The sequence below is a fragment of the Bradyrhizobium roseum genome (assembly GCF_030413175.1).
In the GTDB taxonomy this organism is placed as follows: domain Bacteria; phylum Pseudomonadota; class Alphaproteobacteria; order Rhizobiales; family Xanthobacteraceae; genus Bradyrhizobium; species Bradyrhizobium roseum.
In genome coordinates, this window is record NZ_CP129212.1 from 2,553,385 (window position 1) to 2,576,781 (window position 23,397).

The 23,397-nt window shown below is 64.2% G+C and carries 17 protein-coding genes; 9 read left to right on the forward strand and 8 right to left on the reverse strand.

Features of this window, described 5'->3' with window-relative positions; translation table 11 throughout:
• Positions 1-44: 44 nt before the first annotated feature.
• Genes QUH67_RS12025 through QUH67_RS12035 form a run of 3 tightly spaced genes read left to right on the forward strand, consistent with a single transcriptional unit; the run spans position 45 to position 5,780 of the window.
• Positions 45-839: an ImuA family protein gene (locus tag QUH67_RS12025; RefSeq protein WP_300946900.1), complete on the forward strand. Its 795-nt coding sequence runs from the start codon at positions 45-47 to the stop codon at positions 837-839.
• Positions 730-2,316, forward strand: coding sequence for a Y-family DNA polymerase (locus tag QUH67_RS12030; RefSeq protein ID WP_300946901.1), 1,587 nt, complete (start codon positions 730-732; stop codon positions 2,314-2,316). Before QUH67_RS12025 ends, QUH67_RS12030 begins: the two co-directional genes overlap by 110 nt.
• Entirely contained in the window at positions 2,313-5,780 is a 3,468-nt protein-coding gene (locus QUH67_RS12035) for an error-prone DNA polymerase (protein ID WP_300946902.1), read from the forward strand. The genes QUH67_RS12030 and QUH67_RS12035 overlap by 4 nt, the downstream gene beginning before the upstream one ends.
• Positions 5,781-5,824: 44 nt before the next feature.
• Here QUH67_RS12035 and QUH67_RS12040 read toward each other — a convergent pair whose 3' ends face one another.
• The 7 genes from QUH67_RS12040 to QUH67_RS12070 form a co-directional block, all read right to left on the reverse strand.
• Positions 5,825-6,877 (reverse strand): HlyD family secretion protein, encoded by a 1,053-nt coding sequence (locus QUH67_RS12040; RefSeq protein ID WP_300946903.1) that lies wholly within the window; start codon positions 6,875-6,877, stop codon positions 5,825-5,827.
• Positions 6,878-6,879: 2 nt separating this feature from the next.
• On the reverse strand, positions 6,880-7,596 hold the full coding sequence (locus tag QUH67_RS12045) for an ABC transporter ATP-binding protein (protein WP_300946904.1): 717 nt from the start codon (positions 7,594-7,596) through the stop codon (positions 6,880-6,882).
• A complete protein-coding gene (locus QUH67_RS12050) occupies positions 7,593-8,726 on the reverse strand; it encodes an ABC transporter permease (protein ID WP_300946905.1) in 1,134 nt (377 codons plus the stop codon). The genes QUH67_RS12045 and QUH67_RS12050 overlap by 4 nt, the downstream gene beginning before the upstream one ends.
• Positions 8,727-9,017: 291 nt before the next feature.
• Positions 9,018-9,470 carry an MgtC/SapB family protein gene (locus QUH67_RS12055; protein WP_300946906.1) on the reverse strand — a complete coding sequence of 151 codons (453 nt, stop codon included), beginning with the start codon at positions 9,468-9,470 and terminating at the stop codon, positions 9,018-9,020.
• A 90-nt stretch (positions 9,471-9,560) separates the two neighbouring features.
• On the reverse strand, positions 9,561-10,478 hold the full coding sequence (locus tag QUH67_RS12060; RefSeq protein WP_300946907.1) for a hypothetical protein: 918 nt from the start codon (positions 10,476-10,478) through the stop codon (positions 9,561-9,563).
• Between the two features lie 426 nt (positions 10,479-10,904).
• Positions 10,905-11,177, reverse strand: coding sequence for a PilZ domain-containing protein (locus QUH67_RS12065; protein ID WP_300946908.1), 273 nt, complete (start codon positions 11,175-11,177; stop codon positions 10,905-10,907).
• Between the two features lie 408 nt (positions 11,178-11,585).
• Positions 11,586-12,356: an SDR family NAD(P)-dependent oxidoreductase gene (locus tag QUH67_RS12070; protein WP_300946909.1), complete on the reverse strand. Its 771-nt coding sequence runs from the start codon at positions 12,354-12,356 to the stop codon at positions 11,586-11,588.
• A 189-nt stretch (positions 12,357-12,545) separates the two neighbouring features.
• On the opposite strand from QUH67_RS12070, the gene QUH67_RS12075 reads away from it, so the two are divergent.
• From QUH67_RS12075 to QUH67_RS12100, 6 genes are all read left to right on the forward strand, one after another.
• On the forward strand, positions 12,546-13,943 hold the full coding sequence (locus QUH67_RS12075) for a CoA transferase (protein WP_300946910.1): 1,398 nt from the start codon (positions 12,546-12,548) through the stop codon (positions 13,941-13,943).
• 149 nt (positions 13,944-14,092) lie between these two features.
• A complete protein-coding gene (locus tag QUH67_RS12080; RefSeq protein WP_300946911.1) occupies positions 14,093-15,337 on the forward strand; it encodes an efflux RND transporter periplasmic adaptor subunit in 1,245 nt (414 codons plus the stop codon).
• Between the two features lie 25 nt (positions 15,338-15,362).
• The gene (locus tag QUH67_RS12085; protein WP_300946912.1) at positions 15,363-18,485 is read left to right on the forward strand and encodes an efflux RND transporter permease subunit; all 3,123 of its coding nucleotides are present in this window, start codon (positions 15,363-15,365) and stop codon (positions 18,483-18,485) included.
• Positions 18,486-18,642: 157 nt separating this feature from the next.
• Complete coding sequence (locus QUH67_RS12090) at positions 18,643-20,097, forward strand: hypothetical protein (RefSeq protein ID WP_300946913.1); 1,455 nt, start codon at positions 18,643-18,645, stop codon at positions 20,095-20,097.
• A 13-nt stretch (positions 20,098-20,110) separates the two neighbouring features.
• Positions 20,111-21,016, forward strand: a complete 906-nt coding sequence (locus QUH67_RS12095) for a methylenetetrahydrofolate reductase (protein WP_300946914.1) — start codon at positions 20,111-20,113, stop codon at positions 21,014-21,016.
• 382 nt (positions 21,017-21,398) lie between these two features.
• Entirely contained in the window at positions 21,399-22,997 is a 1,599-nt protein-coding gene (locus QUH67_RS12100) for an FAD-binding oxidoreductase (RefSeq protein ID WP_300946915.1), read from the forward strand.
• Positions 22,998-23,047: 50 nt separating this feature from the next.
• On the opposite strand, the gene QUH67_RS12105 is transcribed toward QUH67_RS12100, so the two are convergent.
• Positions 23,048-23,377 (reverse strand): hypothetical protein, encoded by a 330-nt coding sequence (locus QUH67_RS12105; RefSeq protein ID WP_300946916.1) that lies wholly within the window; start codon positions 23,375-23,377, stop codon positions 23,048-23,050.
• Positions 23,378-23,397: the final 20 nt, after the last annotated feature.

A 23,397-nucleotide genomic window follows, 5' to 3' on the forward strand; every position in this document is an offset into this window, starting at 1 on the left:
TCGGGAAGAAGCGGTAACGGCAAAATTTTCTGAAGGAGCGGGGCATGAGCACCGCACGCACACGCACGCTTGCGAATTTGCGCGGGCGCATCGAACGGATCGGTACACATGGCGAGACGGGCGACCTCAACAAGGTCGCGCTGGGCCATGCGGCCGCGGATTCCGTGCTGCAGGGTGGGCTCGCGGTCGCCGCGGTGCATGAAGTGTTCGCCGAGGGCCATCAGAGCGCGACGGCCACGGGTTTTATTGCGGGACTGGCGGGAAGGGTGTCGCCGCGCCGGCCGCTGGTCTGGGTGCGGCAGGATTTTTCGGAAATCGAATCCGGTGCGCTGTCGATGCAGGGGCTATGCGAACTCGGCCTCGATCCGCGGCTGCTGGTGACCGTGCGCGCGCCCGACACCGACGCCGCGTTGCGCACCGCCGCCGACGCGCTGGCCTGCGATGCGCTCGGCGCGGTCGTACTGGAGGTCTGGGGCGTGGCGCGTCAGCTTGATCTCGTCGCCAGCCGAAAACTCACGCTGGTCGCGGCCGCCTCCGGCGTCACCGCGCTGCTGTTGCGGATGGCAGCAGAGCCGCGGCCCTCGACCGCGGAAACCAGATGGATCGTGCGCGCGGCGCATTCGCCGCCGTCGGCGCCATGGACCGCCTGGGGCGCGCCGGTGTTCGACGCGCAACTGGTTCGTCACCGTCATGGCCCGGTCGGCCGCTGGATCATGGAATGGAATTGCGATGAGTGCCTCTTCAGCGAACCGGCGGCGCATCCTCAGCCTCTGGCTGCCACGCCTGCCCATCGACCGCATCAAGCGCAAGCTTTCGGCCACCAGCGACGCGCTGGATAAAGCTCCCTCCGTGGTCGTCGCTAAACAGCACAACGCCATTGTGATCCATGCCCTCGACGATCTCGCCGTGCATGCCGGCCTCTCGATCGGCCTGCCGCTCGCCAATGCCCGCGCCATCTGTCCCGAACTCACGGTGTTCGACGCCGATGAAGCCGCCGACCGCAAGACGCTGGATGACATCGCCGACTGGTGCGACCGCTTTACCCCGCTGGTGGCGCTCGATCCGCCGTATGGGCTCTATCTCGACATCACCGGCTGTGCCCATCTGTTCGGCGGCGAACGCGCGCTGCTGCAGATCGTCTGCGGCGCGCTCAGCCGCCGCGGCTTTGCCGTCAGTGCTGCGATCGCGAGCACCTCAGTCTGCGCCCGCACGCTGACACGACAGGCTTCCGGAAAGATCATTGCAGAAGGCGAGGAGGCCGCGGCTGTTGCGCCGCTGCCGGTCTCCGCGCTCGGCGCAGGCGAGGCCATCACCATCGGCCTGCGCCGTGCGGGATTGAAGACCATCGGCGATGTTGCCACACGCGCGCCGCACGAAATCACGGCCCGGTTCGGCGCCCATTTCACGGCGCTATTGGCGCAGGCACTGGGCGAGGGCGATGCGCCGATCAGCCCGCGAAAGCCGCTGCCGGATTACATCGTCGAAAAGCGCTTTCCCGAGCCTGTCGCCACCGACACCGTGATCGCGCTGAACCTGTCCGCGCTCGCCGCCATGCTGGTCGCGGCGATGGACAAACAGGGCAAGGGCGCGCGGCGGCTGGACGCCAGCTTCTTCCGCACCGACGGTGCGGTGCGCACGATCTCGGTCGAGACCGGCCGTCCGGTGACAAAGCCGGAGGTGATCGACCGCCTGTTCCGCGAGCGGCTCGATGCGCTCAACGATCCGCTCGACCCAGGCTTCGGTTTCGATTTGATCAGGCTTTCTGCCGGCCGCACCGAGATCGTGGTGCAGCAGCAGCGCGACCTCGACGCCAACGTGCACGACAATGACGAGCTTTCCGCGCTGATCGACCGCATCGCCGCGCGGATCGGCGGCAAGCGCGTCGTCGTGCATCTGCCGCAGGAGACCCACATCCCCGAACGCGCGGTGATGGCCGTCGCCGCCCAGCATCATCTGGCGATCGCCGTGCAGGCGGCGTGGCCGGAGCGCATCGAGAGCGAGCCGCCGCTGCGGCCGTTGCGGCTGTTCGATCGGCCGGAACCGATCAACGTGCCGTTTGCCACCGTGCCAGACGGTCCGCCGCATCAGTTCACCTGGCGCCGCGTGACGCATGCGGTGGTGCGGGTGGAGGGGCCCGAACGCGTCGCGATGGAATGGTGGAAGCAGAACGGCGACGCCCCGACGCGGGACTATTTCCGGATCGAGGACGAGGCTGGATTGCGTTTCTGGATCTTTCGCGATGGGCTCTATGAACAGGCGGATGGGCAGGGCGAGCCCGCGCCGGTCCGCTGGTTCGTGCACGGACTGTTCGCATGAACGGCCCCGCGAACATTCCCTTCTATGCCGAAATCGGCATCACCAGCAATTTCTCCTTCCTGCGCGGCGGCTCCGATCCGCGCGCCTATGTCCATCAGGCCAACGAACTCGGCATTCCCGCGATCGGCATCGCCGACCATAACACGCTGGCCGGCGTGGTCCGCGCCTGGAAGGAACTGGACAACCCTGAGGTCACCAACAAACCCAAATTTTTGGTCGGCGCACGCATCGTCTTCATCGACGGCACGCCCGATATTCTGGTCTATCCGCGCGACCGCGCAGCCTACGGCCGGCTCTGCCAGTTGCTGACTCGCGGCAAGCGCGGCGACGGCATCACGCGGATCGAGAAGGGCGATTGCCATCTGCGCTTCGACGATCTGATGGATTTTGCCGAGGGGCAGCTTGTGGTGGTGGTGCTGCCGCATCGTTTCGATGCGGCGAGCGCACAGAAAATTCTGCTACGCCTGAAGGACAGTGGCGCCGATAACGTCTGGCTTGCCGCGAGCCTGCTCTATCGCGGCGACGACAAGCGCCGGCTGGCGCGGCTGCATCGTCTGGCGGTTGCCGTCAAAGTGCCGCTGCTGGCGACCAACGAGGTGCTGTATCACCATCCCGCCCGCCGCCGGTTGCAGGACGTGCTGACCTGCATCCGCGAGAAGACCACCATCGACGCCGTCGGCCGGCGGCTGGAGGCCAATGCCGAGCGTTACCTGAAGCCGCCGCGAGAAATGGCGCGGCTGTTCCGCGACCTGCCCGAGGCGATCGCGGAAACCATGCGCTTTGCGGGACGCATTTCGTTTTCGCTCGACCAGCTCAAATACCAATATCCCGACGAGCCGGTGCCGCCGGGCAAGACCGCGCAGGAGCACCTGGAAGACCTGACCTGGGCCGGTGTCAAAACCTATTTCGACGACGATATCGACGACAAGCTGCGCGCCACCCTGCGCAAGGAACTCGACCTGATCGCTGAGCTCAATTACGCGCATTATTTCCTGACCGTGCACGACATCGTGCAGTACGCGCGAAGCCAGAACATTTTGTGCCAGGGCCGCGGTTCGGCGGCGAACTCGGCCGTCTGCTACGTGCTTGGCGTCACCTCGGTCGATCCGACCAAGGTCGATCTGCTGTTCGAGCGCTTCATCTCCAAGGAACGGCTGGAGCCGCCCGACATCGACGTCGATTTCGAACATTCGCGGCGGGAAGAGGTGATGCAATATGTGTATCGCCGCTACGGCCGCCACCGTGCCGCGATCATCGCCACCGTCATCCATTATCGTCCGCGCAGCGCGATCCGCGACGTCGGCAAGGCGCTCGGGCTGACGGAGGACGTCACGGCGGCGCTGGCCGACACCGTGTGGGGAAGCTGGGGCAAGGGCCTCAACGAGATGCAGATCCGGCAGGCCGGGCTCGATCCCCAGAATGCGATGGTGGAACTCGCGGTCGAGCTTGCCACCGAACTGATCGAATTTCCCCGCCATCTGTCGCAGCATGTCGGCGGCTACGTGCTGACGCAGGACCGGCTCGACACCTATGTGCCGATCGGCAACGCCGCGATGGACGACCGCACCTTCATCGAATGGGACAAGGACGACGTCGACGCGCTTCATATGATGAAGGTCGACGTGCTGGCGCTGGGCATGCTGACCTGCATCCGCAAATGTTTTGACCTGATTGCCGACCACAAGGGCGAGCGCTGGGAACTCGCCAGCGTCGAGCAGGACGACAAGAATGTGTACGACATGCTGTGCCGCGGCGAATCGCTCGGCGTGTTCCAGGTCGAGAGCCGCGCCCAGATGAACATGCTGCCGCGCCTGAAGCCGCGCACCTTCTACGACCTCGTCATTGAAGTGGCGATCGTGCGTCCCGGTCCGATCCAGGGCGATATGGTGCACCCGTATCTGCGTCGGCGAAACAAGATCGAGCAGGTGAGCTATCCGTCGCCGGCGCCCGAGCACGGCGAACCGGATGAGCTTTACAAGGTGCTGCACAAGACGCTTGGCGTGCCGCTGTTCCAGGAACAGGCGATGCGGATCGCAATCGAAGCCGCAAAGTTCACCTCCGAGGAGGCCAACGGCCTGCGCCGCGCGATGGCGACGTTTCGCAATGTCGGCACCATCGGCAAGTTCGAAGAGAAGATGATCGGCAACATGATCGCGCGCGGCTACGATCCGGAATTTGCCAAGAATTGCTTTGACCAGATCAAGGGGTTTGGCAGTTACGGTTTTCCGGAAAGCCACGCCGCGAGTTTTGCCCAGTTGGTCTATATCTCCTCATGGCTGAAGCATTATCATCCCGATGCCTTCTGCTGCGGCCTGCTGAATTCGCAGCCGATGGGCTTTTATGCCCCGGCGCAGATCGTCGGCGACGCCCGCGCCAACGGCGTCGAGGTGCGCGAGGTCGATGTATCCTTCAGTTTTGCGCAGAACACGCTGGAGGAGGGGGCGGTGAAATATTGCGCGGTGCGTTTGGGTTTCCGCCAGATCGACGGATTCAGTTGGGTCGATGAGGATGAGGAAAGGTTGAAAAGAAGCCAGCTGTCATTCCGGGGCGCGCCTCTTGGCGCGAACCCGGAATCCATGTGGCCGCATCCGCGTGGAGAAATGGATTCCGGGTTCTCGCTGCGCGAGCCCCGGAATGACGATGGAGCGAAAGACTGGGCCGACCGCATCATCGCCGCCCGCAAACGCCGGCCCTTCACCTCGCTCGAGGAATTCGCCCGCGACACCGCGCTGCCGAAGCGCGCGCTGATCCTCTTGGCCGACGCCGACGCCTTTCGCTCCGTCGGGCTCGATCGACGCGCCGCGTTATGGGCGGTGCGGCGGCTGCCCGACGATGTACCGCTGCCGCTGTTTCAGGCCGCGATCGCCCGCGAGCTGCCCGACGAGAACGCAAAGCCGCTGCCGGAGATGCCGCTGCCCGAGCAGGTGGTCGCCGACTATCAGACGGTCCGCCTGTCGCTGAAGGGGCACCCGATGGAGTTTTTGCGCGAGAGATTCACCAGCGAACGCATCGTCGCTTGCCGCCACGTCAATCCGCGGCATGACAAGCGCCGCGTCCGCTGCGCCGGCGTGGTGCTGGTGCGTCAGCGCCCGGGCAGCGCCAAGGGCGTCGTCTTCATGACGCTGGAGGACGAAACCGGCATCGCCAATATCGTGGTGTGGCCCAAGGTGATGGAGCAGTACCGCAAGGAGGTGATGGGCGCCCGCCTGATCCTGGTCGAGGGCTATATCCAGAGCAGTCCGGAAGGGGTGACGCATCTGGTGGCGCAGCGGATGGTCGACCGCTCCCACGATCTGGTCGGCCTCGCCAACGATACGCCAGGCCGCAAACATGCCGTGCCGGCCGGCGCCGCGCTGATCGAGCCGCTCAACGACGACCGCCGCGCACACCCCGATGCGCCGGCCCAGAAAATCCGCCACCCGCGCAACGTCCGCATCCTGCCGCCGTCGCGGGATTTTCACTGACAGGGCTACCTATCGATCAACCGAGCGTCAGAGACGCAATGTCTTCAGGGGCTCGCGACCTTGTCCGAACGGAAATAGACGTCGGCCTTCATGCCGATCGTCAGATCCCCGGCACCCGTCAATCCGATCGTGACCCTGATGACGTCGAGTTCGGCCTGGTTGCGCGATCCCGGCGGATCGAGCCGACCGGGCTCGACCAGTGGGGCAATCGATTGGACACTGCCTTCGAACTCGCGATCGGGAAATGCAGCCGCCCGTACCGTCACCGCCTGTCCAGTCCTGACCGATCCGAGGTCGCGTTCGTCCAGTTCCGCGCGCACACACAGCGCCGAGAGGTCGGCGAGTTGCAGCGGCGGCTGCGGCGAACCCGGCGACACCACTTCACCCACACGTACGTTGACCTGCAGCACGGTGCCGTCGATCGGCGCGCGCACCGTCATTTTGTCGAGCACGGATCGCGCGACCGCGGACTCCGACCGGGCGATGCTGAGCTGGCCTTCCAGCGACGTCGGCAGGGCGCCGTCATCCTCGGCGGTGCGAAGCTCGTCCTGCCGTGTCGAGAGTTCATTCTGCGCCCGTGTGAACGCCAGACGGGCCGCGGTCAGGTCGGCCTCCGATCCGCCGCCGGCCCGCCGCCTTGCAGCCGATCGGTCAACGGCCGCTCGTGCGTCATAGAGCGTCCGTTCGGCTTCGGCCACGGCATCCAGCGCCTTGCGCCGCGTCTTGGCGCTGCCGGTCGCCGACTTCTCGTCCCGGGCCCGCTCACGCAACCCCACCTGCGTCTCTGCCGCCGCCAGCCGCGCCCGCAGCTCCTCGTCCGCGAGTTGGAGCAGCGGTTCGCCGGCAAACACCTTGTCGTTGGTCTTGACCAGCACCTTCTGCACCACCCCGACCACCGCTGTTGCGACCTTGATCTGGCCGGAGCAGGCCTCGATGCGCCCGGGCGCAACCGCCTGCCAGCGCTTTTCCGGCGGGGCATCGGTTGACGCGCCCCACCTGGCTGGCCCGCCGGGGCCGATCGCCGTGATCGCGTACAGGGCCCCGGCGCCCGCAATCAGGGCCGTTAGGGCGACCAGGGCGGTCCGGCGCTTCGACATGACTAGTGGTTCTCCAGCGTTTGGCGAATGCCGCCGCGTTCCTCGGCACTGATCCGGCCGTCCTCGATATGAACGACCCGGTCCGCAAATGGCAACAGACGCGGATCGTGGGTCACAATCAGCACGGCGTGTCCCCGTTCCCTGGCGATTTCGGCAAGCAGCTTCATGACCGCCTGGCCGTTGGCGCCATCGAGTGCGGCCGTCGGCTCGTCCGCCAGGATAATGGACGGGTTTCCGACGATGGCGCGCGCAATCGCGACCCGCTGCTGTTCGCCGCCGCTGAGTTCGCGCGGATAGGCCTTTATCTTGTGGGCCAGGCCGACCTTTGCCAGTGCTTCGCGCGACCGGACCTTGGCCGCCCTCGAAGGCTCGCCACGGACATCGAGCGCGAGCCTCACATTGTCGGTCGTGGACAGCGTCGGAAACAGGTGAAACGACTGGAAAACGAAACCGATATGGTCGCGCCTGAGCCGCGCCAGTTCCTCGGGATCGAGACCGGCGGTCGAGTGCTGGCCGACGCGAACCGTTCCCTCCGTCGGCGTCAACATGCATCCGAGAATGGACAGCAGCGTGGTCTTGCCGCTCCCGGACGGTCCCATCAGCAGCGTGAGTTCGCCGCCGTTGAGCGCCAGGCTCACGCCCTTGAGCGCCGCCACCTTGCCGGCGCCGCTGCCAAGCTCCTTCGTCAGGTTGACCGCCTCGAGCAATGGTTCGGTCATCGCGTGAACACCACGGCGGGTTCGATGCGGGTGACCTGAACGATCGCCGCGATCGAAGACCCGATGCACATGAAGAGAGTCAAAACGAACAGCCCGGCCATCAGTTCGGGCGTGATGAGGATCGGCAATGCCGTCCCCGCGGTCAGCCGCACGACGGCGTCGCCGGCCAGCGCGGCGAGCGCGAAGCCGATGACGGCGCTCAGCACCGCCTGCCAGATGATCACGTTGTAGATATACCGCCGCGAGGAGCCGATCGCCCGCAGGGTGGCGAATTCGTTCAGGTGCTCCTTCGTGCTGGCATAAAGCGTCTGGGCGACCACGACGGTGCCGACGATCACGCCGAGCAGGGCGCCCGCAAACAGCGCGGCACCGGCGCCGGTCCCGAACAGCCAGAACGTGCGGCTGCGTTCGCGAAACTCGGCCGGGGTGAGGACTTCCACATTATCGATGTTCGACATCAGTTGCTGGCGAACGGCGCCGCGATCGGCATCGGCGGCCAGGCGAACAATAATGTAGGTCGCCTTTCCGGAGGGCACTCCCGTGTAGGTCCGTGCCCGCTCGACGTCCATGAACACAAACGGCGTCGTGGTGAACGACCTGATACCGTTGGTGACGGCCGCCACCTGCACCGGTTGCTGACGGATCTCGGCGGTCGCGCCGATCCCGGAGATGCCAAGGCGATCGAAATAGGTGCGGTCGACCGCCACCGCCCTGGCGCTTGCCAGCGCCTCGATCCGGCCTTCCACCAGGTCCCACGGCTGCAGCCCGCCCGCCCGCAGGTCAGAACCGATGACGAATACCGGCGTCATCGCCCCGCTCGGCATGCGCCAATCGGCAAATCCGATCACGACGGGAATGGCGTCCGCCACGCCGTTGATGGCAAGCGCGCGATAGCGCTCGCGCGTGTTTAGCAGGGACGGGTCCTCGAAGGCCTTGGTTCCGCGCGGCATGACCCAGAGATCGGCGGACGAATGGTCGATCATCGTCGTCACCATGCGCCCGAAGCCGAAATAGAGGCCCATCTGGATGGTGACGAGAACGATCGAAAACACGATCCCGATCACGGTGGCAACGAAACGCAGCCGGTCATGAAACAGGTTCCGAAAAGCGATGGTGAAAACCAATGGCATGCTAGCGGGGGCCGATTGCTTTCTGTCGCATGTCAGTCTGGGTTTCGGTGATCTGAAACGCCAGCCATTATTGGCGGGCGCCATCCAAAGGAGCGAGATCGATGGCGCAAGGCGAGCCAGGGAGGATGGGATGGAACGCCAGCACTCCGCCCGCAATTCGCCGTCAACGTGACGATTTGGTGGCGCATCCTGCACTATAGTTCGCGGTGCCGACTGGCAGCGGTTGCACTGCAGCGCTGGCGACAAGGCGGAAATCCAGACAGAGAATCCGTCGCGGACAATCGATGAGGTTCAGTCCGACTTGCCGCCGACCTCGTCCTTCGTGACGTCGGCTTCTTCCTTCATCAACGTGAGCAGCTTGAGCGTCAGGAACGTAAACACTGCCACCGTCACCGCGACATCATAGCTGCCGAGCCCGACTGAAACGCCGATTGCGCCGGTGGCCCACAGGCTTGCGGCTGTGGCCGTACCTTGCACGGTGTTGCCCTGCTTGAGGATCGCGCCGCCGCCGATGAAGCCGATCCCCGTGATCAGGCCCTCAACGACCTTTGCCAGTCCGTCGGGCGAATGCACCAGCAGCCCCTCGCTGGCCTGGATGAACCCGCAGCTTGCCATCGCGACCAGCGGAAAAGTCCGCAAGCCCGCACTGCGCGCCCGCTTCTCGCGGTCCCATCCGATCGGAACGGCGAGTGCGAACGCCGCGGCCAGTGCCAGGAAATGAGCGCCAATCTGAAATCTGTCCAAAACCCGTCCTTCCGAAACCAGCGCAGCCGCCAGTCGGTTAAGCCGGCAGGCAACGCGGTAAGCGGCGTAAGGTTTCAGCGCACGCTGAGATTACCGCTGGATGGCGCTGACTGGCGCGGCGGTCGTCGTGCCGACGATTGCAGCGCTGGTGCGATACGGCGGGAGATGATGCTCAAGCGAGTAGACGACACACAGCGCCAGGCTCGACCAGACCGCCAGGCTGAAATACAGCGCCATCCAGGCCATTTCTTCCTTCCATTCGGCAATGTCGTGCGTCACGATCCAGCGCGTCCGGACATCGCGCAGCCCTTCGCGCGGCGTCAGGCGTTTGTCGCCGTCCGCATCTCCGGTTCGCCAGCGCTTGAGGTACATCGGCACGTCGATCGTCATGAGAAACGCCAGATAGGCGGCGATGCCGGCGATCGAGATCGCCAGTACCAGCCGGGCCACCCCGTGGAATTCCGGCACGAGCCGGCACAGCGCGACGCCGATGGCGAAGAAGGCCACCGCCCACAGCGAATTTTCGATCGCGTTGCCGAGATAGTTGCGGGTCAGCACCGCATACCACGACAGGCATTCCGCGATCAGGATCAGCGGGACGATTGCCCAAGCCACGTTCACGACCGTTTCTGCCCCTGTCATGCTGCCGATCTGGTGCAGGAGAATGGCCCATTGCGCCACAAAAGCGATCTCGGCGACGGTCGCCACCGACCGTCCGACCATGACGCTCGACAGCCAGGTGTCGAACAGGCAGATCCGCTGCACATCCGCGCGCGGCAGAAACGAGCGGAACGCGCATCCGAATACATAGGCCGCGCAGAACAGCAGCATCATTCCGACGTCGGACGCATTGCCCGTGGCGCCGGCCGACGGAAAGGGAAGCTCGCGATACAGCACGAACCAGACCGCGATATTGACGCCGCTCACCAGCGTCAGCAGGCCCCACCACCGGGCCACGGGATTAGACCAGGCCAGCGAACCTGACCGCGCCTGCCATTCCAAACTCATTATTCACTCCGCCGTAATCGAATTGACATTTATATGTAATAATACTGTCACGGATGGCGGCAGGTCACGACAAAAATGCGTGTGGGGCGGCGGGCTAATCGGGCTGGGTCTTGGCGATTCGCGAGGATCGTCAACGCCGCGGCGGCGAGAACGGCGCGATCATCGTGTTATGGAAGGCCGCGACCTGGCGTATCTAACGCCAGCGCGGACAGCGAACCGGTCAAAGGTGATCGGCCCGATTCCCGGGCTCGACTACCTGATCTTCCTTTTCGCACACAAGAACGTCGGGAGGTTGTCGAGGGTCAGCGCCGTCTTCGACTATGGCCAAAGTCGGTGCTGCTGCGCGGCGGGATGAAACGATCGCAGCGAGGCGACGATTGACCTCGTCGCACAGGCGCTGTCGCAAATCTCGGGGCGAGCGTTTTTTCAGGGCGTGAATTTGACGCCGTAGGTCTTGCCCCGGCGCCAGACCACTTCGCACGACTGGCGCGTCGTATGCTCGGGCACCAGCGCCAGCTGAAAGCCGTCTCTGACGTCCAGCGGCACGTCGGTCACGACCTTGGCGCCGCCCGGCGAGACATCCATGATGAAGCATTCAATCTTGGTCGCCCCGTCGTCGACGGTCATCCAGGTCGGCCGCTTGCGCAGTTCGCGTCGTGGCTCGCGCTTCACCTTTAGTCGTTGATCGTCGACAATCATGCTAGCCATCCGTTTGCAACCCAGTCGGCTGGGTGTTGGGCAGGCGGCAGCGTGAGGGAAATGTGGTAAATTTCCCTTAGTTTATAGTTTCAAATTTATCGGTTTGCTTCGCTGGTTATTGGGCGGTCTCCGCGACCGCAGAACATCAGGCCGAAGAGCATGGTCCTGTCGGCGCCTACGTCGTCGCGCTGGATTCACCGCCGTTCATGCTTCCTCCGTCATTCCAGGGCGCGCGCAGCGCGAGCTATGATGTGCAAATGCACATCTGAGAGATCCATCGAGCCGCATCTTAGCCGTGAAATGGATTCCGGGTTCAGCCCTGCGGACTACCCCGGAATGACGGCTGGAATGGTCGAAGGTTCGGATGGGTCTGACGCTTGCGCCCTTTGTCCGCCCTGCAAAGGGACCTCAGAAATTCACACGGTTCGAGATCGCACCGTCGACGACGAGGTTCGAGCCCGTCGTGAAGGAGGAGGCCGGGCTCGCCAGAAACACCGCCGCATTGGCCACTTCCTGCGGCGTCGCCATGCGGCCGGTCGGGTTGCGCGCCAGAGCATCCTGGTAACGCTTCGGCATGTTCTGCTCGACCGTGTTCCAGATGCCGCCCTTGAAATACACAGTGCCCGGCGACACGACGTTGACGCGGATTTTCTTGCCCGCGTATTGCCGCGCCAATCCCTTGGCCATGTGGATCAGCGCCGCCTTGATCGGGCCGTACGAACTGGCGATGTCGGCCTGCGCTGCCGATATCGACGAGATGATGATGAAGGCCGCGTCGCCGGTCTTCTCGCCGCTGGCCTCGAGCAGCGGCCGTGCCGCCTCGAACGCATTCACGGCGCCGAGCACGTCGAGCCGGAAATTCTGCTCCCAGGAAGCGGGATCGCCGCCTTGCGCCATGGCCCCTGCGTTGGAGAACAGCATGTCGACGCTGCCGAGTTCCCGGGCCGCATCGACGATCCACGCCTTCAAAGCGGCTGCGTCGGTGATATCCACGGCCGCGCCGGTCGCCTTCACCCCCAACGCCTGCAGTTCTGTGACGGTGCCGGCGACCTGATCGGCGTTGCGGGCGCACACGGCAACGCCCGCGCCTTCGGCCGCCAGCGTATCGGCGATTGCCCGCCCGATGCCGCGCGTGCCGCCCAGCACCACGGCGTTTCTGCCCTTCAACCCCAAATCCATTTTGGTTTCCTTTGTTGCAATCCATACAGTGTAGCGGTGAAGGCAACCCGGGAGAAAGCTCAAATAGTGGCTCGGACGGTGAAGGCGGCAGCAGCGCACCTCTCCGCGCGGAGTGGTACGGATTGCTTTGCTTCGCTCTGGCAAGGACGGGTAAAGATCATCGAAAGAACGCCAGGTAAGAGGCCGCCGATGCAAAGTCCCCGCGAAATTCTGTTCGACATCTGGACCTCTGCCGGCGGTGGGCCCTCCGCACTCGATGCGCTGACGCTGACTGGCGATGAACCGCAACTGCCGTCCTCGTTCCGCGTCGCCGCCGCCGCGCAGGTCGGTGTCGCCGCGACCGGGCTCGCCGCGGCGGAGATCTGGAAAATGCGCAGCGGCGAGGCGCAGGAAGTTGCGGTCGACATGCGCCATGCCGTGGTCGAATGCCGGAGCGAGCGCTATCTGCGTCTCGACGGCAAGCCGCCGCCGCCGGCCTGGGATGCGATCGCCGGAATCTACAGGACGCGCGACGGTGGTTTTGTGCGGCTCCACACTAATTTCCCGCATCACCGCGACGCCGTCTGCAAGGTGCTGGACTGCAGGCCGGAACGCGACGCGGTGCAGGCTGCGCTCATGCAATGGGACGGCGAGGCGTTCGAGACCGCGGCCTATGCCGGCGGCGCTGTCGTGGCCTTCATGCGCTCGCACGAGCAATGGTCGACGACGTCCCAAGCCCGTGCGCTCGCCGGATTGCCGCTGATCTCGATCACGAAAATTGGCGACGCCGCGCCGAAGCCATGGCCCAAAGGCGACCGGCCGCTGGCCGGCATCCGCGTGCTCGATCTGTCGCGGGTGATCGCGGGCCCGGTGGCGGGCCGGACGCTTGCCGCGCATGGCGCCGACGTGCTGCTGATCTCGAGCCCCGAACTGCCGGCGATCCCGTGGCTCTCCATCGATACCGGCCGCGGCAAGCTGACGAGTTTCGTCGAACTGAAGAACGAGCAGGGGCGGGCGACCTTGCGCGGTCTGCTGGCGCAGGCGGATATTTTTTCGCAGGGTTACCGGCCGCGCGCGATTGCCGGCCTCGGGTTCTCGCCGGAGGACGCCGCACGCATCAATCCTGGAATCATTTATGTCACGTTATCGGCCTATGGTGCCGCAGGTCCCTGGGCCGAGCGGCGCGGCTTCGACTCGCTGGTCCAGACCGCGACTGGCTTCAACCATGCCGAGGGGCAGGCTGCCGGTGTCGATGGACCGAAGGAATTGCCGGCGCAGATGCTTGACCACGCCACCGGATATTTCATGGCGTTCGGCGCCATGATGGCCAAGGCGCGCCAGGCGCGTGAGGGCGGAAGCTGGCATGTCGAGGTATCGTTGGCGCAGACCGGGCGGTGGTTATGGAATCTCGGCCGGGTTGCCGATGGACTTGCGGCCGATGAGCTGAAGGAGGACGGGGTGCAGCCTTTCATGGAGGAGATCGACTCAGGCTTTGGTGCACTGCGGTCGGTCCGCCACTCGGCGCGGCTGTCGAAAACACCGGCATACTGGGCTCGTCCGGCGATGTCGCTGGGCAGCCATCCGCCGCAATGGCCGCCGCGCGAATAGGTATTTTTCCCAGGCGCTTTGGCAGCCTCTCCAATCTTTGCCCTCGCCGCCAATGGGATTTGCATTTTCGGGGTTGTGCGGGACGCCAATTCGGCACTATTAGCGCAAGGTGAGACAAATTGTCGCTATTGTCGCTGGGTCCGGATTGCATGTTGAACGAATTGTTGAAGCAATTGCAAATAGTTAGTCGGCAGCGATGGACCGTGGCCGGTGCGCTCGTCGTGCTGGTCGGCGCGGCCGTCTACGGTTTCGTCCCCTTTGGGAGCGCCAAGCGGGGGCATTCGGAAGTCTCCAGTCAGTCGCGCAAGGGATTGAGCCGATACACGCCCAGCCCCGCCGAATGGGCCAGCCTCTCCATTCAACCGGTCGCCGAACGCGGCTTCCGCGCCGAACACGTTACCGAAGGCAAGATCGCGATCGATGAGGACCGCTCGACGCCGGTGTTCTCGCCCTATGCCGGCCGCGTCACCCGGCTTCTGGCGCGGCCGGGCGACAGCGTCGTCAAGGGCCAGCCGCTGTTCGTGATCGAGGCGGCCGATAACGTTCAGGCGCAGAACGATTTCGTCGCCGCGATGAGCGTCATGAACAAGGCGAAGTCCGCGCTCGATCTGGCGCAGTTGCAGGGAGCGCGGGCCAAGGATCTGTTCGAGGGCAAGGCCGTTCCGCTGAAGGATTACCAGCAGAGCCAGGCGACCCTGATCCAGGCCGAAAACGACATGCGCTCGTCGCAGACAGCGATGGAAGCGGCGCGCAACAAATTGCGCATCCTCGGTCTCACCGATGAGGACATCGCGACCTTCCAGGAAAAGCGCCGCATCAATCCGGAGACTACCATCTTCGCACCGATCGCCGGCACCGTGGTCCAGCGCAAGATCGGTCCCGGCCAGTATGTCGGCGCCGGCGCCAGCGACCCCGTCTATGTGATCGGCGATCTCTCCACCGTGTGGATGATGGCCTTCGTTCGCGAGAGCGACAGCGCGAGCGTCGCGGTCGGGCAGGAGGTGACGTTCAACGTGCTGGCGCTGCCGGGCCGCCCGCTGTCGGCACGGCTCAACTATGTCGGCACCGCCATCGATCCGGCGACGCGGCGGCTATTGGCCCGCGCCACCATCGACAACAAGGACTTCATGCTGAAGCCGGAGATGTTCGCCAATGTCACGATCTATTCGGCGGGCGACCATCCGGCGGTCGGCGTGCCGAAGCAGGCCTTGATCTATGAAGGCGATCAGGTGCGGGTCTGGGTCGCGCATCCGGACAAGACGATCGAACTACGTCAGATCAAGCCTGGCCTCACCAATGGCGACCTCGTCGAGGTGATCGGTAACCTGAAGCCAGGCGAGCAGATCGTCACCAAGGGCGCGCTGTTCATCGACCGCGCCGCCTCCGGCAGCTGACCCCTCATTGAAAGCTTCGATCTGAATGGATCGCCTGGTCGCCTTCGCCGTCAGCCGCCGCTATTTGATGGTGGGCATGTTCATCACCGTGCTGGCCGGTGGCCTGATCGCGTTCAGGCAGCTCAACATCGAGGCCTATCCCGACCCGACCCCGCCGATGGTCGACATCGTGACGCAAAGTCCGGGCCTGTCGTCGGAAGAGATCGAGCGCTACATCACGATCCCGATCGAGACCCAGGTCGCCGGCATCAAGAACTTGCGCACCATCCGAACCATCTCGCTGTACGGCTTGTCCGACGTCAAGCTGCAGTTCTCGTTCGACTACACCTATGAGGAGGCGCTGCAGCAGGTCTTGAACCGCCTGTCGCAGCTCGCGCCGTTGCCGGGCAACGCGCAGCCGACCATCTCGCCGCTCAGTCCGACCGGCGAGATTTTTCGTTACCGCCTGACGGGCCCGCCGAACTACAGCGTGCTCGACCTCAAGACGTTGCAGGACTGGGTGTTGCAGCGCCGTTTCCGCGCCGTGCCCGGTGTCGTCGACGTCACCGGCTGGGGCGGCAAGACCAAGACCTACGAGTTGCAGGTCGACTTCAACAGACTGGTCGCCAACAGCCTGACGCTGCCGCAGGTGTTGCAGGCGGTTTCCAACGCCAACATCAATGTCGGCGGCAACACGGTCAATATCGGCGCGCAATCCGCCGTGGTCCGCGGCGTCGGCCTGATCCGCTCGATCGACGACCTCAACAACACCATGGTGTCGCAGTCCGGCGGCAACCCGGTGCTGGTCCGCGACATCGCGCAGGTCACAATCGGCGAAAAGCCGCGGCTCGGCATCGCCGGCCTCGACCAGGACGACGACATCGTGCAGGGCATCGTGCTGATGCGCCGCGGCGAACAGAGCTCACCGACCATCGCCCGGGTCGAAAAGCTCGTTCACGAGATCAACACTTCTTCGATCCTGCCACCTGGCGTCAAGATCGAGCGGATCTACGACCGCAAGGACCTGATCGACGTCACCACCCATACGGTGCTGCACAACATGGTGGTCGGGATCATCCTGATCGTGCTGCTGCAGTGGATATTCCTTGGCGATCTCCGCAGCGCGCTGATCGTTGGCGCTACGATTCCGTTCGCACTGTTTTTCGCCGTCATCATCCTGGTGCTGCGCGGCGAATCCGCCAATCTGCTGTCGGTCGGCGCGATCGATTTCGGCCTGATCGTCGATGCCACCGTGATCATGGTGGAGGCGATCTTCCGGCGGTTGACGCAGACCACGGCGCCGTCGGCTGCCGAGCAGAGCCACATCTCCTTCGAGACCACGATGGGGATGAAGAGCCACGCCATTCTGTCGGCTGCCGCTGACGTGTCGCGTTCGATCTTCTTCGCCGCCGCCATCATCATCGCCGCCTTCCTGCCGCTGTTCACGTTGAGCGGCGTCGAAGGCAACATCTTCGGGCCGATGGCGCGGACCTATGCCTACGCGCTGGCGGGTGGCCTGCTGGCGACGTTCACCGTGACGCCGGCGCTGAGCGCGATCATCCTGCCGTCGCATCTGCATGAAGCCGAGACCTGGGTCGTGAAGCAGCTCGACCGGGTCTATCTGCCGGTGCTGCACTGGGCCATCGCCAACCGGAAGATCGTGCTGTCAGGTGCGGTCGTCCTCGTCGTGACGACGATCGTGCTGGCGCGATTCCTCGGGCTGGAATTCCTGCCCAAGCTGGAAGAAGGTAATTTGTGGATCCGCGCTACGCTGCCGCCGACCATCTCGCTGCAGGAGGGCAACGCCTATGTCAACGAGATGCGCCGGATGATCCGCGCGCGTCCCGAGGTGGAATCGGTGGTGTCGCAACACGGCCGCCCCGACGACGGCACCGACGCCGCAGGCCTTTTCAACGCCGAATTCTTCGCGCCATTGAAGCCCAACAGCCAATGGCCCGCCACCCGCGACAAGGACGAATTGACCGCGCAGTTGCTGGCGCAGCTGCAGGAAAAATTCCCCGGCGTCGAGTTCAACTTCTCGCAATATCTGCAGGACAACGTCTCGGAGGCGGTGTCGGGCGTCAAGGGCGAGAACTCGATCAAGCTCTACGGCAACGACCTGCAGGCGCTGACCGACACCGCCAACAAGATTAAATCCGTGCTCGCGACCGTGCAGGGCGTCACGGATCTTGCGGTGTTCACCTCGCTCGGCCAGCCGACCATCCAGATCGATGTCGACCGCGCGCGTGCGGCACGCTACGGCCTGTCGCCCGGCGACATTAACGCCACCATCAAGGTCGCGGTCGGCGGCGATGCCGCCGGCGATCTTTACGAGCCCGGCAGCGACCGGCATTTCTCGATCATCGTCAGGCTAGCGCCCGAATACCGCAAGAGCGCGGAGGCGATTCATAATTTGCGGATTGGCGTCGCCGGGCAGGGGGGCGCGATCGCGCAGATCCCGCTCAGCGAAGTCGCCTCGATCAATCTGATCTCGGGCGCCGCCTACATCTATCGCGAAGGACAGGAACGGTATCTGCCGATCAAGTTCTCGGTCCGAAACCGCGACCTCGGCAGCGCCATTAAGGAGGCGCAGGATAAGGTCGCGGCCCAGGTCCAGCTTCCGCCTGGATCGCGGGTCGAGTGGGTTGGCGAATTCGGCAATCTGCAGGACGCCATCAAGCGGCTGTCGATCGTGGTGCCGATCAGCCTCGCCTTGATCGGCGTGCTGCTGTTTTTCAATTTCGGTTCGATGGTCGACACGCTTCTGGCCATGAGCGTGATCCCGATGGCGATCTTCGGCGGCGTGCTCGGACTGTTCATCTTCGATATTCCGTTTAGCGTATCGGCGGCGATCGGCTTCATCGCGCTGTTCGGCATCGCCGTGATGGACGGCATCATCATCCTGTCGCAATACAACCAGCTCATCGACGAGGGGTTTGAGCGGGTCCACGCGGTGATCCGCGCCGGCGAACTGCAATTGCGGCCGGTGCTTATGACCTGCGTGGTGGCGGGCGTGGGCCTGCTCCCCGCCGCGGTGTCTGAGGGGATCGGTTCGCAGGTGCAAAAGCCGCTGGCGGTCGTGGTCGTCACCGGCATGATGCTGGCCCCGATCGTTATCCTGGTGACGCTGCCTGTGCTCATTTCGGTGTTTTCGCGCCGGGCGCGCTGATTGCGGCTCTTTTGAGCATGATCCTTCGGAAAACCGGCCCCCAGTTTTCCGGATGATGCATGGGCGCATGCCCATGTTTCCTGCCCACACGGTTTGTGGTTGACGCGATCCGGCGGCCGTCCCTTGATACCGATAGGGACAACCGCAGGAGAAAACCATGCGGATCGAGGGAAGCCAGGAATTGACGGGCCCGCAGAACGGCCATGCGCAGCCGTCCAAATCGGGGCCGACGGCCGAGCAGATCCTCGGGGAAATTCGCGACTATTGCCGCCAGACCCGAACCGCCGAGTCGACCTTTGGTCGGCTGGTGGTCAACGACGGCAAGCTGGTGTCGCGGCTGCGCGACGGTGCCCGGATCACCACCGGTACGCTCGACAAGGTTCGCGCCTATCTCGCCGAACACTTGCCTTCCGCGCCGGCCACGGCAGGCCAGCCGTCACCGGCTGCAAGGCCGCTGAACGCCGCGGTTGCCGCCAACGCCGTGGCGCCTTCGGGTTTTCGCTTCTTCGATAACCGGCAAAAATACCTGCTGTTCGTCTCGACCTGCAGCGAGAAGACCGAGGTCGGCCACCGCATTTCACTCGAACTCGGCAATCTGCAGCCGGCGCCGCCGGCGCTGCGGATCTTCGATGCCGGGGTCGGCGACGGCACCGTGCTGTCGCGGGTGATGCGCGCGGTGCATGCGCGGTTTCCGACCATGCCGCTTTATGTTGTGGCCAAGGAGATCAGCTACGAAGACGTCCGACTGACGCTGGAGAAGATGGCCGACCGCCTGTTCGAGCATCCCGCCACCGTGCTGGTCGTGACCAATCTCTATTACGCCGAGGCGCCGTGGCTGACGCCGCGCTCGGTGACGTCGGCGCAGGGCCTGATCTGGAAGGACGTCACGCTGACCGGCAACACTGCGCATGGTTTTGCCGAGCAGATCGGCGAGCTCGAAGGCTTTCTTGCCGAGAACTGGCGCGCCGGCATCAGCCCGACCACGGGCAATCCGGTCTATCAGCGGCCTGTCATCCTGACGCTGCGGCGCGAGGATCATTCGTTCCTCCTCGACCCGATCATGCCGCGGCCCGGCCGGGTGACAGCGGATTACGATTTGGTCATCGCCTCGCAGCCTTATCGCGCCCGCGCCAGCGTGGAATTCAAGGCTTCTAAGATTGTTACGCCGCTGGTGAGGTCACTGAGGCCGGGCGGGCGGCTGGTCGGCATTCATTCGCACGGCAAGGACCCGGGCATCGAAATCATCGACCAGGTCTGGCCGGGCGACGATCCTTTCAAGACCGACCGTTACGCCATCCTGCGCCAGGTCAAGCACGAGCTCGGCTCGGCTGCCCGGCACTACAATTTCAACGCCTCCTCCGACGCGCGCTCGATCTTCCGCTATCGGATGCACACGCTGCCGGACGAAGTCAGCGGGCCGATCGGCACCTCGACGCTGTTCGCAGCCTGGAACGCCGCGATCTATGTCGCGCAGATCGAGGACAACCGCCTGTCGGAAGTGGTCCGCGACGGCCGCTACCTCGAAGCCACCGACCGCGTATTGAAGAAGCACGGCGGCCTCTGGTTCAACGACGAAACCTACGTGATCTCGCGCCGCCGTGCGCCGGCTTGATTGGGAGGCACCCGTGACCATTGCGGAGCATGCGTCTGGATTGACGGAGATGCTGTCTTCGGCTTCCGTCGAAGTCTCCTCGCGCGGGCATCAGCTGACGGACCTGCGCAACAATTTCGCAGCCGGCATCGACGTCACCATCACGTACCTGCCTGGCGATAATTATCGCCGCAATGTTGCAACGGCTGCCATGCTCCGCCGCGCCGGCTTCAATCCGGTGCCGCATATCGCAGCGCGCGAGATGCCCTCGCGGGAAGCGCTCGATGACTTCCTGGCTCGCGCACGGGGCGAAGCCGATGTCACGCGCATTCTCCTGATCGCGGGCGATGTCGCCGCGGCGAGAGGGCCGTTCAAATCGGCGGCCGATGTCCGCGCCAGCGGACTGATCGAGGCGCAAGGGATTGCCTCCGTCAGCGTGGCCGGTCATCCCGAAGGCCATCCATTCCTCAAGCCGCCCGATGCGCTGAATGCGCTCGGCAGCTGGCGCGACTGGGGACGGCAGACCGGGATACGCGTCGACGCCCTCACGCAATTCTGCTTCGAGAGCGGTCCGATCCTGCAATGGATGGCCGACCTTGACCGCGTCGGCATTGATCTCCCCGTCATCGTCGGTCTGGCCGGCCCGGCCACGCCGGCGACCTTGACAAGGTTCGCGCTCCGCTGCGGCATCGGCACTTCCATGCGCGCGCTGCGGGCCCAGATCGGCCGGTTTGGACGGCTGTTGACGGATACCGGTCCCGACGAAGTCGTCAGGGGATTGCGCTCTGCGCCGGCGGCCGCAACGGCATCGATCGCCGGCTTTCACCTGTTCCCGTTCGGCGGCCTGCGCAAGGCCGGAGACTTGCTACGCCAATACCACTGCGACCCGTCCAGCGTCGAGCGGGGGGCGATGTCGGGCGTTGGGTTTCAGAACCCTTAAGAGCGGTGACCATCCTTGATCGCGGCGATCAGCGCCGGGTCGGTGCGCGCCAGCCGCGCGCCCTACGCTTGCCGGGCGCGATAGCGGCAGCAGCATACTGTGTCGCGTCGGTATTGGCGTTCGCGCTGGATAATAGTCTGACTGTTGTCCGGACAGTCGCGTTGACCGTCGATTTGAGCGTTCCTCGCTGGCGACGGCATTGCTTCGCACGCGGCGCGGCCGGCAGACCGCCGGTAGAAGTAAGGCGCGGGAAGGGCGGCATCCTCCGGATACATTGCCCCGTCGGTTCGCTGACGCAGCCGGTCTATCGAACCGGAAGGTGCTGCGATTTGACTAATCATCCGTCGGCTCGGAATATCCCGTAGTCCTCTGGAATCACTTCATGCGAAAATTTTCACAACAATTCAAAACCGGCGTGTCCGTTGCCGCCGTGGTCGTGGTGCTGCTGGGGGTCTACAGCTATCGCAAGCTGCAGGCGCTGGCGGCCGATCCCACCGGGGAAAAAGATTGCGGGCCGGCGGTCGGCGGCGGCGAGCCGGCGAAGCTCGATCTGGAGCGGATCAAGGCGATCGCGCCGCTGAAGGATGTGAAATGGTCGCAGCTTGGCGGCAGCATCAATGATGCGAGCTGCCTCAACAGGACCGAAATCTATGGTGTGGTCGACGTGCGCAGCGTCGACGATATCGCCAGGACGCTGACCTTTGCGCGCGACAACAAGCTCTCGGTGACGACATCAGGCGTGCGCCACAGCATGGGCGGGCATGCCTTCCGCAAGGGCGGCATCGTGCTCGACATGCGCGGCTTCAACAAGATCGTGCTGAATGAGAGCGCGCGTTCTGTCACGGTGCAGCCGGGCGCGACCTGGCACGACATCCAGAACGTGCTGCACCCGCGCTTTGCGGTCCGCGCCATGCAGTCGACCGATATCTTTACGGTCGGCGGCTCGATCTCGGTTAATGCCCACGGCATGGACCATCAGGCCGGCGCGCTCGCCAAGTCGATCAAGTCGATGAAGGTAATGCTGGCGGATGGCTCATTGAAGACGGTATCGGCGACCGAGAATCCCGACCTGTTCAATCTCGTGGTCGGCGGTTACGGCCTGTTCGGCGTGATCATCGAGGCCGAACTCGATATCGCGGACAATCTGGTCTACCAGACCGGCCGGCGCGTGATGGACTACAAGGAATTCCCCGCGCTGTTCGCCGGCGAGATCGAGAAGAACGCCGATATCGGCCTGATGTACGGCCATCTCTCCACCGCGCCGAGCTCGTTCCTGAAGGAATTGCTGCTCTATACCTACACCAAAGTGGACGGCAGCGACTTCAAGCGACAGCCGCTCGGCGAGGTGTCCGGCGTCAAGCTGCGCCGGTTGACCGTCAATCTCTCCAAGCAGGGCGCGCTGTTCCAGGAGATGAAGTGGTTGTCGGAAAAGCACATCGAGCACCGCATGGAAAACTGCACGGTGACACGCGCACAGGCGATCGGATCGGCGGAGGCCTGCCTCGTCAACCGCAACGACCCGATGCACGATTCCGTGCCTTACCTGCGCAACGCGCTGCCTGACGACACCGACATCCTGCACGAATACTTCATTCCGCGCAGCCAGTTCGTATCGTTCGTCGACGGCATGCGCAAGGTGCTGACCGACAACAAGACCAATCTGCTGAACGCCTCGGTGCGCGTCGTGCATCAGGAAAACAATTTTTTGACCTACTCGCCGGAGCCGGCATTCTCGCTGGTGCTCTACATCAACCAGACCACGGACGATGAAGGCAACCGGCGGATGAAGAAGGCGACCGAGGACCTGATCGACCTCACCATCGCGCACAAGGGAAGGTTTTTCCTGCCGTATCAGCTCTATTATTCGAAGGATCAGTTGCAGCGGTCCTACCCGCAGATCAACGACTTCTTCGCGGCGAAGCGGAAGTATGATCCGGGTGAGCTGTTCACCAACACGTTTTATCAGAAGTATGCGTCGTAGACCTCATCGTGATTGCCAGGAGCGAAGCGACGACGCAATCCAGCTCTTACTTAGCTCAAAGATGGATTGCTGCGCTTCGCCCGCAAGGACGGTGATAGGCCGCTGCAGCCGCCGGCCTGTTCGGCGTCCAGGACCAGCAGCGCGCCCGCTGCATAGAGGCGGGCGACAAAGCCGGCGTCATCGGAACGCGCGATGGTGACGTAGTCGTTCGAGGCAAGGATGCGGCCGTTGGCTCGGGTGATCGCGGCTAGCGCTTGTGACTGTGGACCGATAACGGCCATCGATTTGCCGGGAGCGGATCCAAAAGTCAGCGCAACGACAACAGCAAGCCAGCCCAAGACGACAAGAGCAGTCGCGCCGGTGATGCGGCCCAGCGGCAATGTCCGGTTCTGCTGCTGAG